General features: G+C 69.0%; 15 protein-coding genes, 1 tRNA gene and 1 pseudogene. 11 read left to right on the top strand and 6 right to left on the bottom strand.

Translation table 11 applies throughout. The annotated features are described in order from the left end of the window. From ACZ6R6_RS45330 to ACZ6R6_RS45320, 3 genes and pseudogenes are all read left to right on the top strand, one after another. Nucleotides 1-411 (top strand): annotated as a pseudogene (locus tag ACZ6R6_RS45330) (phospholipid carrier-dependent glycosyltransferase); the annotation flags it as partial. A 112-nt stretch (nucleotides 412-523) separates the two neighbouring features. Further along, entirely contained in the window at nucleotides 524-1738 is a 1215-nt protein-coding gene (locus tag ACZ6R6_RS45325) for a hypothetical protein (RefSeq protein ID WP_470103305.1), read from the top strand. A gap of 154 nt (nucleotides 1739-1892) precedes the next feature. Then, a complete protein-coding gene (locus tag ACZ6R6_RS45320; RefSeq protein ID WP_470103303.1) occupies nucleotides 1893-3191 on the top strand; it encodes an AI-2E family transporter in 1299 nt (432 codons plus the stop codon). A gap of 111 nt (nucleotides 3192-3302) precedes the next feature. Here ACZ6R6_RS45320 and ACZ6R6_RS45315 read toward each other — a convergent pair whose 3' ends face one another. Both ACZ6R6_RS45315 and ACZ6R6_RS45310 read right to left on the bottom strand, forming a co-directional pair. Then, nucleotides 3303-3998, bottom strand: a complete 696-nt coding sequence (locus ACZ6R6_RS45315) for a hypothetical protein (protein WP_470103301.1) — start codon at nucleotides 3996-3998, stop codon at nucleotides 3303-3305. Beyond that, nucleotides 3995-4567 carry an RNA polymerase sigma factor gene (locus ACZ6R6_RS45310; RefSeq protein ID WP_470103299.1) on the bottom strand — a complete coding sequence of 191 codons (573 nt, stop codon included), beginning with the start codon at nucleotides 4565-4567 and terminating at the stop codon, nucleotides 3995-3997. The genes ACZ6R6_RS45315 and ACZ6R6_RS45310 overlap by 4 nt, the downstream gene beginning before the upstream one ends. Nucleotides 4568-5009: 442 nt before the next feature. Between ACZ6R6_RS45310 and ACZ6R6_RS45305 the strand changes: the two genes are divergently transcribed. From ACZ6R6_RS45305 to ACZ6R6_RS45270, 8 genes are all read left to right on the top strand, one after another. After that, complete coding sequence (locus ACZ6R6_RS45305) at nucleotides 5010-6266, top strand: MFS transporter (RefSeq protein ID WP_470103297.1); 1257 nt, start codon at nucleotides 5010-5012, stop codon at nucleotides 6264-6266. Between the two features lie 195 nt (nucleotides 6267-6461). After that, nucleotides 6462-7430: an ankyrin repeat domain-containing protein gene (locus tag ACZ6R6_RS45300; RefSeq protein WP_470103295.1), complete on the top strand. Its 969-nt coding sequence runs from the start codon at nucleotides 6462-6464 to the stop codon at nucleotides 7428-7430. A 283-nt stretch (nucleotides 7431-7713) separates the two neighbouring features. After that, entirely contained in the window at nucleotides 7714-8148 is a 435-nt protein-coding gene (locus ACZ6R6_RS45295; protein WP_470103294.1) for a hypothetical protein, read from the top strand. Nucleotides 8149-8342: 194 nt separating this feature from the next. Continuing rightward, nucleotides 8343-8543: an Arc family DNA-binding protein gene (locus ACZ6R6_RS45290; RefSeq protein WP_470103292.1), complete on the top strand. Its 201-nt coding sequence runs from the start codon at nucleotides 8343-8345 to the stop codon at nucleotides 8541-8543. Next, nucleotides 8540-8914, top strand: a complete 375-nt coding sequence (locus ACZ6R6_RS45285) for a type II toxin-antitoxin system death-on-curing family toxin (RefSeq protein ID WP_470103290.1) — start codon at nucleotides 8540-8542, stop codon at nucleotides 8912-8914. Before ACZ6R6_RS45290 ends, ACZ6R6_RS45285 begins: the two co-directional genes overlap by 4 nt. 477 nt (nucleotides 8915-9391) lie before the next feature. Then, the gene (locus ACZ6R6_RS45280; protein ID WP_470103288.1) at nucleotides 9392-10354 is read left to right on the top strand and encodes an ankyrin repeat domain-containing protein; all 963 of its coding nucleotides are present in this window, start codon (nucleotides 9392-9394) and stop codon (nucleotides 10352-10354) included. Nucleotides 10355-11162: 808 nt separating this feature from the next. After that, entirely contained in the window at nucleotides 11163-11774 is a 612-nt protein-coding gene (locus ACZ6R6_RS45275; RefSeq protein WP_470103309.1) for a GNAT family N-acetyltransferase, read from the top strand. Between the two features lie 68 nt (nucleotides 11775-11842). After that, nucleotides 11843-12235, top strand: coding sequence for a ribonuclease E inhibitor RraB (locus ACZ6R6_RS45270; RefSeq protein WP_470103287.1), 393 nt, complete (start codon nucleotides 11843-11845; stop codon nucleotides 12233-12235). A 76-nt stretch (nucleotides 12236-12311) separates the two neighbouring features. Here the strand turns inward: ACZ6R6_RS45270 and ACZ6R6_RS45265 are convergent. The 4 genes from ACZ6R6_RS45265 to ACZ6R6_RS45250 all read right to left on the bottom strand — a co-directional run bounded on the left by ACZ6R6_RS45265 (nucleotide 12312) and on the right by ACZ6R6_RS45250 (nucleotide 14362). After that, nucleotides 12312-12385, bottom strand: a tRNA-Ala gene (locus ACZ6R6_RS45265). A gap of 58 nt (nucleotides 12386-12443) precedes the next feature. Next, the gene (gene sepX / locus ACZ6R6_RS45260; RefSeq protein WP_470103286.1) at nucleotides 12444-13064 is read right to left on the bottom strand and encodes a divisome protein SepX/GlpR; all 621 of its coding nucleotides are present in this window, start codon (nucleotides 13062-13064) and stop codon (nucleotides 12444-12446) included. A gap of 124 nt (nucleotides 13065-13188) precedes the next feature. Beyond that, nucleotides 13189-13842 carry a GNAT family N-acetyltransferase gene (locus ACZ6R6_RS45255; protein WP_470103307.1) on the bottom strand — a complete coding sequence of 218 codons (654 nt, stop codon included), beginning with the start codon at nucleotides 13840-13842 and terminating at the stop codon, nucleotides 13189-13191. Nucleotides 13843-13888: 46 nt separating this feature from the next. Beyond that, entirely contained in the window at nucleotides 13889-14362 is a 474-nt protein-coding gene (locus ACZ6R6_RS45250; protein ID WP_306863551.1) for a MogA/MoaB family molybdenum cofactor biosynthesis protein, read from the bottom strand. Nucleotides 14363-14390 lie beyond the last annotated feature (28 nt).

The following is a 14390-nucleotide window of genomic DNA, read 5'->3' as shown; positions in this document are numbered from 1 at the left end:
CTCGGGGTCGGCACCCCGGTCATCTGGTACGGCGGGCTGGCCGCGCTCATCGCGATGATCGCCTGGTACGTCGCCACCCGCGACTGGCGCGCCGGGGCCGTGCTGCTGGCCTACGCCGTCGGCTGGCTGCCCTGGTTCTACTGGGCCATCGCCGACAACCGGACCATGTTCCTGTTCTACGCGATCCCCATGGTCCCGTTCATGATCCTCGCGATCGTGCTCGCCGCCGGGCTGCTCATCGGCCCGACGGACGCCGCGCCGCGGCGGCGCGTCGTCGGCGCCTCGATCGTGGGCGCCTTCACGCTCTTCGCGCTGGTCAACTTCGCCTGGCTCTACCCGGTGCTCACCGCCGAGGTCATCTCATACGCGGAGTGGCATTCGCGCATGTTGTTTAAGAAAGGCTGGATCTGACCGTCCGCACATATGAGCTGCTTAGAGCTGATTCCTTAGGGTAGGCGACGTGCACGATCCATTACGTCACGTTCATCGTCAGGGCAGGCCCGCATACGGCAGACTTCGGAGCATGCCTGCACCGGACGTGGCCGCGCTCCTCTCCGAGCTGGAGCGGTCCGAGCCCGACTACGCCGAGCACGCCCGCAGTGCCATCGACTGGCTGACCGGCGGTGAGCCGTTGGAGACCATCACCGAGCTCAACGTGTGCGAGTTCCTGTGGTACACGCTGCCGACCAAGCTCGGCGGAGACCGCCCCGCCGTCGCCCGCGCGCTGGGCAGCCTGCTCCGGCTGGGCGGCCTGGAACGTTACGCCGCGCTCTGCTCCTCCGCCACGACCGCGCAGATCCTGCGCACCTACGCCCGTTCCGGCGAGGACGCCGGGACGGCCGCCTACCAGAGCGCCCTGGACGCCACCGGGGTGCTCCCGCCCGACGTGCCCGAGCTGCGGTGGAGCTCGATCATGGGCCCCGAGGAGCTGGGCGCGCACGGCGCCTGCTCCGCCGCGCTGGAGCTGGCCATCGTCTCCGGGGAGCTCACCGCCGGCTCGCCCGAGCGGCAGGCGCTGACCCGCCACTGGCTGACCACGCCCCGCGTCGAGCTCGGCGGGGACAACTGGCTCCACCGGGTCCAGGGCGAGCGGCTGAACCGCTGGGTGCTCGGCCGGGGCGCCGCCTGGCGCGAGCTGGCCCAGCCCTTCGAGGTGCGCCTGCACGCCCCGATCCCGGCTCCGGCCGGGGAGCACCTCGAAGCGCTGCGGTGGCTGCTGGAGCTGGGCCGCCGGCCGGGCGGCATCCCGCTGACCCAGCGGCACAACCTGGCCCGCTCCGTGCTCGCGGAGAGCGGCTGGAGCGGCGCGGAGCTGGCGGCGGTCCGCGAGATGGCGCAGGGGCGGATGGGCGCGCTGCGGCGCGCCGGGAGACGGCTGGTGATCACTGCGGCCGGGGAGAGCCTGCTCGGCGACCGCGACCTGCTCTGGGAGGCCGCGGCGGCGGCCCTCCTGGCCCCGGAGCCCGGGGAGCCCGGATTCCGGGCGTCGGCCCGGGAGGTGGCGCTGATGCTGCTCGCCGACGGCTCCCCCGCCGACCGCGACCGCGTCGCGACGGTGGTCGACTGCGAGGAGTGGCAGATCTCGGAGGTGGACGCCTCGCTGGCCGACCTGGGACGGCGCCTGGACGCCTTCGGCCTCCGGCGGGCGGGCGAGCTCACCCCGGCGGGCCGGTCGGCCGCCCTGGCGGCGCTGCGGAGCCACGCGCTGCGGCCCCGCCAGTACGTCAACATGAGCTGAGCCCCGAGTGACCCCCGCCGCAACCTGAGCGGAGTCTCGGACGTCCCACCACGCACGGACCGGCCCCTCGGGAGCCGTCTCCGCCCCGGCCCGGACCGAGTCCCGCCGCTGCCCAGGGGCGACTAATCCGTCTCATCTCGGGCAGTGGCCGTCCGTGCCCGAGCCCCTCTCCAGTGACCGCGCCGAACCGGCCGCCCCCGCCGGCGGGGCAACCGCCGTACCGGCCGCCCCCGCCGTCGCCGCCGACCCGGCCGCTCCCGCGGCCTCCGCCGCCGGTCCGGACGGACCGGTCCTCACCTCGGCCGGCCCCGTGCACCCCCACGGAACCCCCGCCGCTCCGGTCCTCACCTCAGCCGGTCCTGTGCGGCCGCTGGCGGACCCCGCCGACGCGGCCTCCCCCGACCTCCCCTTCGGCCGGCCCGGACGGTCGATGCGCAACAATCCGTTCGTGTTCGGCTTCACCGCCGCGCTGGGCGTGCTCACCGCCTGGTGGCTGGTGCAGGCGGTGATGAGCGCGAGTTCGGTGCTGATCCTCATCGTCGTCTCGCTCTTCCTCGCCATCGGCCTGAACCCGGCCGTGGAGAACCTGCACAGGCGCGGGCTCCCCCGCCTGGCCGCGATCACCGTGGTCTTCCTCGGCGTCATCGCCGTCTTCGCCGCCTTCGGCCTGGCCGTGGTGCCCCCGCTCACCACGCAGTCCACCGACTTCGTGGCCAAGCTGCCGCAGTACGTCCAGGAGCTGCAGAACAACCCGATGATCCGGGACCTGGACCAGCGCTTCCAGCTCCTGGACAAGATCCAGCAGTATGTGACGAGCGGCGACTTCGGCAGCCAGATGTTCGGCGGCGTCCTCGGCTTCGGCCAGGTGCTCATCGGGGCGGTCTTCAACGCGCTGACGGTCCTGGTCCTGACGCTCTACTTCCTCGGCTCGCTGAACTCGCTCAAGAAGATGGCCTACCGCCTGGTGCCGAGGTCCCGCCGGACCCGCGCCGGCCTGCTCGGCGACCAGATCATCGACAGCATCGGCGGCTACGTCGCGGGGAACCTGATCATCTCGCTGATCGCCGGGGTGACGACCTTCTTCTTCCTGGTCATCATGGAGGTCCCCTACGCCCTGGCCCTGGCCCTCATCGTGGCCCTGACCGACCTCATCCCGATGGTCGGCGCCTTCATCGGGGCGGGGGTCGCCTCCCTGGTCGGGTTCTTCGTCTCACCGACCGTCGGCATCATCTGCGTGATCTTCTTCACCGTCTACCAGCAGATCGAGAACTACTGGATCGCGCCGAGCGTGATGAAGAGCTCGGTGGACGTCCCGCCGCTGGCCACGATCGTCGGGGCCCTGGTCGGCGGCGCGCTGCTCGGCGTGGTCGGCGCCCTGCTGGGCATCCCCATGGTCGCGGCGGTCCTGCTCATCGTCCGCGAGGTCGTCATGCCCCGGCAGGAGAGAGCCTGACCCCGCCGCCGACGCCCCTCCGGCCGCGGCACGCGCCAACTGGCACGTGCCGACTGGAGGGTCCACGGGGGGTACGGCGGGCGCCCGCCGTACCCCCCGTGAATCAGTGGATCAGCTGCCCGGGGGCGGGAACGCCTCGGGGTTCTTCACCGGGTCGCCGATGTCGTTCCAGGACGGGTCGTCGACGACCGTGCACGGCTTGACCGGGCCGTCGATGAGGACGAAACCGAACTGCCAGAGCGCCCTGGGCTTCTCCGGGCCCGAAGTCTGGTCGTCGTTCTCGGTGAACATCATGACCGCGGTCTGCTCCGGCTTGATCTCCTTGGGGTAGATCCTCACCCCGCCGCCGTTGCGGACCAGGTCGTACGCCCTTTCGGAGGGCGAGTCCTCCATCAGCTTCAGAGCCTTGGCCCTGACCTCGGGGTCCTTGCTCCCCAGGTCCGCCCGGTCGACGGACGACGACGGCCCCGCCATCCGCCCGCGGTCGGGGGCGCACCACTTGCCCGGCTTGACGTAGGAGACATCGGCCCTGACGCCCAGCTCGGCCAGGTCCCGTTCGACCTGGTCCGGGTCCCGGAACTCGTTGATCTTCAAAGTCAACGATCCGTCCGGGTTCCGGGTCAGCGCGTACGCCGGGCTCTCCGAGCCGGTGACCAGCGGCACGGCCACCACCGCCGCGGCGGCGACGCCCGCGGCCGCGACCCCCGCCAGCAGGCGGCGGCGCAGCGGCTTGCGGACGGGCCCCCGCGCCGCCCGCTCGTTGATCTCTGCCTTCAGCTCCATGAGCAGTCTCTCCTCGAAGTTCATCGGAGTCCTTCCATGACCGTGGGCGGGACGACGCCGGGAACGTGGCGCAGCGACTGACGGGCACGGTGCAACCGGACCCGGGCGGTCCCCTGCCGGATGCCGAGCGCGGCGGCCGCCTCCGCCACCGAGAGCTGGTCGATGGCGACCAGTTCCAGGACGGCGCGTTCGCTCTCGGGCAGTCCGGCCATGGCCTCGAAGGCCCGCCGGGCCGTGCTCTCCGCGTCCAGACGCTCCTCCATGCGCGACAGGTCGTCGGCGTCGAGGAGGCGGCGTCCCCCGATCCGGCTGGCGATACGCAGTTCACGCGCCGCCCGCCGCCATTCGGCGGACAGGGTGTTGCGCGCCACGCCGTACAACCAGCCGATCTCGCTGCCCAGGCCGGGGCGGTAGGTGTGCGCCGAGTCGAGCACCGCGATGAACACCTCCGCGACCAGGTCGGCGACCGTGTGAGGGTCGGCCACCCGGCGGGCCAGGAATCGCGTGACCGCTTCGACGTGGCGCCGGTAGAAGGCTTCGAAAGCCTCGGGGTCGGTGGAGATCTCCGCCGACCCCTTCTGTCTGAGGCGCACCGGCCGTGCTCCCTTCGTCGTCCTCCCGAATACATCCCTGCTTGGAAGAAGGCGGACGGAGCGTTACATGACCGGGCGAAAAGGATCGTTGCCCGGCCGGACGAGGGTGTCAACCATGGGAGCGGACGCGGTGGATCACGGCCCGGCCGGGCTCCGGACCGCCGGCGGAGCCGGGCCGGTCACCGGGCGGTGGAGGCGGACGGGCCGGTGACCGCCGAGTGGTGGCCGATGACCGCCGGGCTCCGGCCGCCGAGGACCGCCGGGTGGTGGAGGCGGGCGGACCGATGACCGCCGGGTGCTGGCCGTGCCCGTGACCGAGGACCGCCGGGTGCCGGCCGTGCCCGTGACCGAGGACCGCCGGGTGCCGGCCGTGCCCGTGACCGCGTCCAGCCGATCTCCCGATGGTTTGCGATGACCGAACGATCATGGAAATGATGGCCGGATGACCACCCCCAGCCCGTTACGGTCGCGGCGGTTCCTGATCTTCGGTCTCGCCTCCGCCGCTCTCTACATCTCCTTCATGTTCGCCGAGCCGAGCCTGCTGAGAAGCGACCCGGAGCCGCCGACGGACCATCTCGACGTGATCGTCCTCAACGGGGCAGCGGGGACTCTCGCGCCCATCCTGCTGGGGCTGCCGCTCGGGGTGCTGGTCGACCGGGCGCGGCGCCGCCGGTCCGTACTGATGGTGATGGCCCTGCTGGGGGCGGTGGCGGTGGCCTCCCTCATGGTGGCCGACGGTCTGGGCACGCCCGGCGGTCCGCACGTCACCGCGGTGATCATGGCGACGACCGTCCTGGCGGCGGTGACTTCGGTGGGCCAGGACGCCTACCTGCCGTCCGTCGTCGGGCGTGAGCGCCTGGTCCCGGCGAACGCCCTGCTGTCGGTGCTGCCGCAGATCCTCCTTCTGCCGCTGGTGCCGGCGCTGTCCTTACTGGACGGGGACGAGTTCGCGCTTCTGGTCGTCGTCAGCGTGGCGATGGCCGGGGCGGCGTCGCTGTGGCGCGGCGTCGGCGCCGTCGAGGAGCCACCGCCGCCCCGGGCGGGGCTGTGGCGGGAGACGGTGGAGGGGGTCGGCTTCACCGTGAGGCAGCCGGCGTTACGGGCGATCACCCTGTATCTGGCGGTGTCGGCGCTGTCGGCGGAACTCGCCGACGAAGCGACGGACGAGGCACGGAGCGCGGCCACGGACGCGGCACTGAGAGACATGCCGTGGGGCGAGTTCGCCTGGTGGGCGGTCATGCTGCCGCTCTACAGCGCGCCTCTCCTGGGGGCGCTGCTGACCGTGCTGCTGCACCGGAGGCTCGGCGCCTTCCGGCTGGCCTGGTCGGCCGTGCTGGTGAGCCAGCCGTTCATGCTGCTGCTCGCGCTGTCCGGCACGGGCTGGGGGCACCTCTGGCACCTGATCGGAAGATCCGTCCCGTTGACCGGAACGGCTGTCGTGGCCGTCGCCCTGCTCAGTCACCGCCAGGCGATCACGCCCGACCGGCTGCTCGGCCGGGTGAGCGGCCTGCTGCTCGCGCTCACCGCTTTGGCCGGCAGCCTGGGAGCGCTGCTGGAGACGCCCGCCGAGTGGCTCGCCGAGCTCGGCGGTTCCTCACCCACGCCGCTGACCCTGCTCCCCGGCCTGGCCCTGGCCATGGTGGCCGCGCTCGCCGCCGCCGTCCCGCTGCTGAGAGCACGGCACCTCACGGCCGCCTGATGATCTCGGCCACGCCTTCGTGTCAGTGGGTTCACTGACTTTTCGCTGACTCCGCCCAGTCTCTCGCCGACTGTCATGAACATGATCGATGAAGGGCACCACTCCCTCGTGGGCTGGCTGCGGCCCTAATCTGTCGGTCTCACCCGCCATGATCGGCGTTCGCATGATCCGTAGTACATCCCCTCAAGGAGCGCCGTGGTCGTCAACGACGGATCCGGGTGGTCCGGCATCGGCTGGAACGACTGGACGGACCTCGCCCTGATCCGCGCCCGGCTCGACGCGGGCGCCGACCCCAACACGGGCGTGTACTTCCATGTACGGCCGTTGCACGCGGCGGCCGAGCGCGGCTCACCCGAGGTGGTCGCGGAACTGGCCGGGCGCGTCGACGACGTCGACGCGGAACACGAAGGCCGTACCGCCCTCTGGACGGCCGTCTTCAACAACCGCCCCGACAACGCCCGCGCCCTGGCCGCCGCCGGAGCCGACCCGTGGCGGCCGATGATGAACGGCTGGTCCCCCGGACGGCTCAGCCTTGCCACTCCGACACCTGACCTGTTCGCTCTTCCCGATGGCGAGGTCGGCCTGTCCGCCACCGAGACCGCTGCCGTAACGGAAGCCGGGCGTCTGATCGCGGCATTGGGAGAGTTCGACTATGACGGCTTCAGCCTGGCGTGCGTGGCCGGCGTCACCGCCGCCGAGGCAGTTCTGCGCCTGGAAGCCGTACCGGCTGATGACGACGACATCGAAGAGATCATGGACGATCCCTTCTCGGACTTCGATGACAGTCTGACTGTCATCGGGGTCACAGAGGTGCCCGGCGGATGCGTCGTCAGCCAACCATGGGGATACATCGCCTACACCTCCGGCGTCGCGAAGCGCCTTTCCGCGGAAACCGTCTGCTACGCGATGGGCGACAACCCCAAGAGCGGCTACCAGGGACTGGTCGCCCGCAACGGCGGCATCGAGGAGTCGGACACCCATCCCGGCGGCGGCAACGTGGTCGGCGATGAGTCAGCCGAGGAGATACTTACCACCTACCTCTACCAATACCAGGCCGTAGCCTGCTGCTATGCCAGCGCGGGCCTGCACCCGACCGACGCCAGGTCGATCACCGGTCCACCCGACATGTGGCTCAAGCTGCCCGAACGAGACTGGTGGACCTGACCGGCGGCGTAACGAAAAGGCCCGGCTCCATTATCTGGAACCGGGCCTTTCGATCTTGTGGAGATGAGGGGATTCGAACCCCTGGCCCCTTCGATGCGGAGCCAGGTCACGGGGTCCGCGACCATGGTCGGCGTGCTCTGACGTCGGGGAAGTCGGGGAAACAGCCCTCTGCGGTCCATGGTCGTCCGGCCCCGTCCACGACCGTTGTCACTCAGTTGGTCACTCAGCCCAAGTCTCCCGGTGCAGTGCTCACCCGTGCTCACCGGCTCGCTAAGCTCACCGCATGGCCGCCGAAGATCGACATGCCATCATCAGGAACCTGCTCTCCCTCCCCTTTCCTCAGGAGTCCCGGCGGATGGCAGGCTTCTCCAGCGGTCCGGGCTACCACGTGCGTGTCCTCCAGGCCAGCCAGGACTTCTGGGACGACCGCAGTGAAGAGACCGTCGAAGCAGCCGAGCAGGAGATCGACGTCACTTACCGGGAGCTGGCGACCACTCTGACGGCACACTGGGGCCATCCCGAGGTGGTCAATCTGGAGCCTTACCTGTCGGGTGAAGTCCCGGCTGCGGAACCGATGGACCAACTGTGCCAGCTCAGCGGACAGATGTTCGTCTGGCGGCGGCCGGAAGTCGGCCGGTGGGTAGCGCTCGCCGTCGGTCAAGCCGACCGTGAGTTCCCCATCGAGTTGCTGGCGGCAGTAGGTGACGCACCGATCTGAAGCAAGTCCGGCGGCCTGGTGTTCATCCACCGCGTCACCATGAGGTCAGCAAGGCCGTCGTCCAGGAGGCAGACCGTCGGCTCAGCTGGCACGCCTCCGAGACTTGGAGTTGTCAGGCTCAACGGCCGGCTCATCCCGGTGGCCAAGCATGATGGTTCCTCCACCTGCTACCCCATTGAGGCACCATTCAGTTCATGGATCTACGGCTTCGGCTTCCCGATGAGACTCACCGTCGGCTGCGTGCCGTGGCAGATGAGGACGGCAACAGCCTGAACTCGGAGATCGTGATCGCCATCGAGGAGTATCTGACGCGCAAGCAGACCAGCGCGGTGCGAGCCATCGCCCGTAAGGTCGCCCAGCGCGATGCCGAACTGCTCCACCGCCTGTCCCAATGACGGTCCACCTCACCAAGACCGACGTCCTCGCCATCGCCGAGGAGATCCTGCCCACGGTCGGCCTGCGTGACGGCGGCCGGCTCCACGCGGCCGTGCTGCGGCCGCAAACCACCGTCTTCGGCGAGGGCGCCTACCTTGACCTGTGGACCAAGGCCGCCGCGTTGTTGCAGAGCCTGCTCATCGGGCATCCGCTCGTCGACGGGAACAAGAGACTCGCCTGGACCTCCACCGTCGTCTCCCTCGAGCTGAACGGCGAGACGCTGAGCGGCACCGATACCGACGCAGCCGAAGCCCTGGTGACCTCGGTGGCCACCGGAGAGCCGAAGGACACAGCCGACATCGCCAGGCGGCTGCGTGCCCTGGAGGGATGAGCAGGCGAGCCGTGCCTGACAAGTGCCCCACGACGTCCACCCCAGCACAGACGATCGGTGGGTCCGGGCGAAGGAGCTCCCCGGACTGACCTAGTCACCCGGCCAGCCATCCGGGACAACCGGAAGGAGCTGTTCCTGGTCAACAGAGACGGCCCCTACTGCCTGGTGGAGATGAGGGGATTCGAACCCCTGGCCCCTTCGATGTGAACCCTGGTAGGACGTGCCGGGCCCGCTCGCCGGATGTCTTCCTGCGCCGTCAGGTATCGCGCCGATGCCGTCTGATGATCTCGGCCACGCTCCCGTGTCAGCGGGTCCGCTGGCTTTTCGCTGACTCCGCTCAGCCGCCCGCCCGCCGGAATGACCATGACCACAGGAAGCTGCGCTTTGCTTGTGGCGCTTCCCGCGACCGGCCCGAATTTGTCGGCCTTGTACGTCATGATCAGCGCTCATATCCCGTACATCCTCTCAAGGAGTGCCATGGCTGTCACCGACGGAGCCGGATGGTCCGGCATGGCCTGGAACGCCTGGACGGATCTTGCTCTGATCCGTACTCGACTCGACGCGGGTGCCGACCCGAATTCGGGCACGCACTTCCATGGACGGCCCCTCCATGAAGCAGCCGAGGAAGGCTCACCGGAAGTGGTCGCGGAACTGGCCCGGCGCGTCGACGACGTCGACGCGGAGGATGAGGGCCGCACCGCACTCTGGCTCGCCGTCTTCGCCAACCGCCCGGACAACGCCCGCGCCCTGGTCGCTGCCGGAGCGGACCCGTGGCGGCCGATGATGAACGGCTGGTCCCCCGGACGGCTCAGCCTGGCCACCCCCACCCCCGACCTGTTCACCATCCCCTCCCGGGAGATCGGCCTGTCCACCGCGGAGACCGCCGTGGTGGCGGAAGCCAGGCACTTGATCACCGCATTGGGAGACTTCGACTACGACGGCTTCAGCCTGGCATGTGTGGCCGGTATCAGCGCAGCCGAGGCGGCACAGCGTCTGGAAGCCACGCCGGTTGATGACGACGACATGGAAGCGATCATTGAGGATCCCTGGTCGGATGACGATGAGGGCCTGGCTGTCGTCGGTGTCACGGATGTGCCCGGCGGATGCGTCGTCAGCCAACCATGGGGATACATCGCGTCCATGTCCAGCGTCACCAGACGCTTGTCGGTGGATACCGTCTGCTACGGGCTGTTCGCCAATCCCAAGAGCGGCAACCAGGGAAGCATCACTCGCGACGGCGTCATCGAAGAATGGGACACCCATCCTGGCGGTGGCAGCGTGTCCGACGACGAATCAGCCGAGGAAATCCTGGCCACCTACCTCTACCACGGCGAGGCCGTGGCCTACTGCTGCGCCGGCGCGGGCCTCCGTCCGACCGACGATCGGGCGATCGTCGGCCAAGCTGACATGTGGCTGAGACTGCCCCAACACCTGCGCTGAAGAGAACCGATCTCCTACCTGCAGAGGCCGTACGGTCCCCCCAGGGGGCTGATCGGCCATATGGACTCCGAACAGCGGAAAGGCCCGCCTCCATGATCTGGAACCGGACCTTTCGGTCTTGTGGGGATGAGGGGATTCGAACCTCTGGCCCCTTTGATGTGAAGCCAGGTCACCCACCTCGGGACCGTGACCGCCGCCTGACGTCGCGGAAACAATCCTTGGTGGTCCATGGTCATCCGACCTCGTCCACGGCCGTTGTCACTCAGTTGGTCATTCAGCCCGAAGGGCCCAGGCCTGTTTCGAAAGTCATCGAGTGGGACAACTCCAGGGGTCGGCTCAGTGCCCGGCGTGACCATCGATTCGCTCGCGCGGTAGAGCAGTAGATTGGCGTGGTCGCAGTTCCGGGCGCAATCCGTGATCATGGATGAGTAGACCCGGCAAAGATTCATCTCGGCCCTGCGATCCAGGCCGACCTCCTCAAGATCACCCCAGGAATGACCACCCGATGATCCGCTTCTGGAACACGTCCTGGCGGCGGGCCTGCCATCCTCCCGCTGTAGATGAACCGGGGCAAGTGCTTTCATCGGGAGTGAAGGCATCGCGACCAGGCCGGATGCGCGTAGCGACCGATCAGCGACGTGCATCCTGGCACCCCTGACGGAGGTGGTCATGGATCTCCTCTTGCGCCCGGGGACACGCTCCGACGCGGTGGAGTGCGGAAGGATCTGCTTCGCAGGGTTCGACCGAATCGCGCGCGAGCACGGCTTCCCCTGCGACTTTCCGAACGTTGGACACCGCGACGGGGCCGGTGGACATCCTGTCAGCCCATCCGGGCTTCTACAGCGTCGTCGTGGAACTGGATGGACGGGTCGTCGGAAGCAACTTCCGCAATGAACGCTCTCCTGTGGTCGGCATCGGGCCGGTAGTCGTCGATGCGGACCGCCAGAATCGCGGCATGGGTCGCCGGTTGATGGAAGATGTCATGCACCGGGCCCAAGAACGGCACGCACCGGGAATCCGGTTACTGCAATCCGGCTACCACTGCAGATCGTTCGCCCTGGATGCCGGTCTCGGCTTCGAGTTCCGCAAGACGCTGGCCTGTCTTCAAGGTCCGCCGATCAGGCTGCCCGTCCCCGGGACATCAAGCCCTGGGGGGCATCAAGGCTCTTGTCGGGGCAGCCGTCACCTTCGGTGGTCCTGGCATTCTCGTTCCCGCGAGCAACAGCGCGCCGCTCCAGTGGGGCCTGCACAGCCGTACTTCAGACAGTCCAAACCGTCAGTTGCGCCACAGCTCCGTCTCGCTGCTGTCGGACTCCGGTGTTCCCGGAGGACGTCTCCCGCCTGGTCGGCCACCACAAACCTCGGTCACCGGGACCGTCCGCCGCAAGCAGCTCCGCCCGATGCTTCTGAAGGGAGCTGAGGCCATGGACCAGCTTTTCCCGGACTGACTATGATCACCAATCCGAACAAAAATACGAAGGATGTCGCATGTGGCCGTTCCGACGAAAGAAGCGTGAGCAAGTCAATCTGGAAGAGCGGTCACCAGAGCTTGGGATCAAGTACAAGGACCTGATGGTGATGCATCAGCTCGCCAAAGCAGGAGCTGATCTTGAGCAGCCTCGTCATGTGGACTTCTACTTGCACGCCCCGACCCTCGATGCCGCTCAGAGCATCGCCAAGGAGGCCAACCGCGCCGGCTACGGCTTGCGTCCCGAGGTCGGGAAGCCCTCCCCGGAGCATCCGGACAGCTGGCCGGTGACCTGTGAAACGAATGCGGTGATCTCGCCCGACTTCGTGCGGGAGACGGGCAACCTGTTCGACGACCTGGCGGCTCGGTATCACGCCGAGTACGACGGTTGGGGAGCCGCAGCCACCCCGTGAGGCGTAGTCACCCAGTTGGTCACTCAGCAACGCAGAAGGCCGCTCCCGATCTCTCGGAAGCGGCCTCTGACCTGGGTGGAGATGAGGGGATTCGAACCCCTGGCCCCTTCGATGCGAACGAAGTGCGCTACCGGACTGCGCTACATCCCCAAGACGTGCACTAGGTTAGCAAACTTCCGGAGCCGCTCGCGCCATTCGGAGCCGGAGATCAATCTCCGACCGCGCGGCGGGGGGTCTCGGCGTACTGGTCGAAGATCTCGTCCCGGTGCGCGGCCAGGTCGATGATCTCCGCCACCGACTGCCGGGCCTCCAGCTCGGCGGTCCGCCGACGGGCGCGCCTGGCACGTTCCGTACGGGCCTGGGCGGCGGCTCTGCGCTGTTCGGCGTCGATCTGGACCGAGACCCGCAGGATGGCCAGATAGGAGCCCAGGAGCACCACGGAGGGCGCCACGGCCCACCAGGGGATCACCTGGACGGCGGCCGTCACCACCGAGGCGAGGACCAGCAGCGTGCACCAGAGGGTCAGCCGCCTGCGCTTGGCCACCCGCAGTGCCCGGCGGCGCCGCTCGGCACGGCGGCGCTCGGCACGGCGGCGCTCGCCCGGGGCCCGCGTGGGCCGGGGGCCGGCCGCGCCCTCGGGCACGACGCCGGGCTCGGTGTCGGGCCCGGTGTCAGGAGCCTCGGCCTCGGCCGGCTGCTCGTCCTGGGCGTACGGCTCGGCGCCCCCGTCGAGCTCGACGAAGGTGGATCGGTCCCGGCGCAACCACATGGGGACGAGGACGCACAACCACATAATGACAATGGCCAGGTACAGAAGAGCGCTGCTCACGGCCACCTCCGGGCAGCATGAAAACGCCTGTGGTCTCTTGGCGTCTTCAATGTGCTCACGTCACGCACCGTAAGACCGCGTGTCACTATTTGACGAGTATTCAGTGCGGTGTGTCGCGAGATCTTCAAACCTCTTCATGCGGAGCGCCACCATGGGCTGCCGCTTCCCGTGCTCTCCGCCACCGCACGAGCAGGCCTCTTGGTGCGTCTTCGACCGTGAGCGCGTAACAAATATGGTCACGCCAAGCACCGTCGATGTGCAGATGCCGCCTTCTGATGCCTTCTTCCCTGAAGCCGAGCTTTTCAACCACTCGGCGGCTAGCGTGATTTTCCGGTCTGATATTCGCCTCCACCCGGTGCAGCCCGGTGGTGAAGAAACAGTGGTCGACCGCCATGGCCACGGCGGTGGGGATGATGCCCCGGCCGGCCAGGGCGCCGTCGACCCAGTAGCCGATCTGGGCCGACCTGGCCGAGCCCCAGACGATGGCGCCGACGGTGAGCTGCCCGGCGAAGGCGCCCTCGTAGGTGACGACCCAGGGCAGCGCGAGCCCCTGCCTGGCCTCCCTGCGGAGGGTGCCGGCCATCGCGATGTAGGGGCCGAGCCCGGTCCGGAACAGGGGGGTCTCGGGATTGCTCGGCTCCCAGGGGCGGAGCCAGTTGGCGTTGCGCAGCCGTGACTCCCGCCAGAGACGAACATCACGCAGGCGCAGTGGCCGGAGTCCCACCGGGCCTTCCGTCAGGGTCACCGGCCAGCCACGAAGTCGATCCACGCCCTCCATCATCCCCCCAAGACACGCCGGCGTGCCATGGAGTCCGCCAGGCGGTTCAGCGGGGATGGTCTCCCCCGCGGATCTGGTCCACGGCGTGCTCCAGCACCGGCAGGAGCACGGCCATGCCGTCGCGGACCCCGCCGGAGGAGCCCGGCAGGTTGACGATCAGGCTGCCGCCCGCCTGCCCGGCGAGCCCTCGGGACAGGATCGAGGTGGGCACCCTGTCGCGGTCCGCCTGGCGGATGGCCTCGGCGATGCCGGGGATCTCCCGGTCGAGCACCCGCCCGGTCGCCTCCGGGGTGAGGTCGGCCGGGGTCAGCCCGGTGCCGCCGGTGGTGACGATCACGTCGTAGCCCTCGGCCACCCCGGCCCGCAGCGCCGCCTCGACCGGATCGCCGTCGGGGACCACCTGCGGACCGTCCACCTCGCACCCGGCCCCCGCGAGGAGCTCGGCCAGTAGTTTCCCGGATTTATCCTCGTATATCCCGGCGGCGGCCCGGTTGGAAGCGGTGATCACCAGAGCTCTCATGCCGCCATCCTCCCAGCCCCGGCCACCG

This window comes from Streptosporangium sp. NPDC048886, from assembly GCF_055586905.1.
Note: the sequence above shows the minus strand (reverse complement) of the source record. Positions and strands in the feature narration are given on the sequence as shown.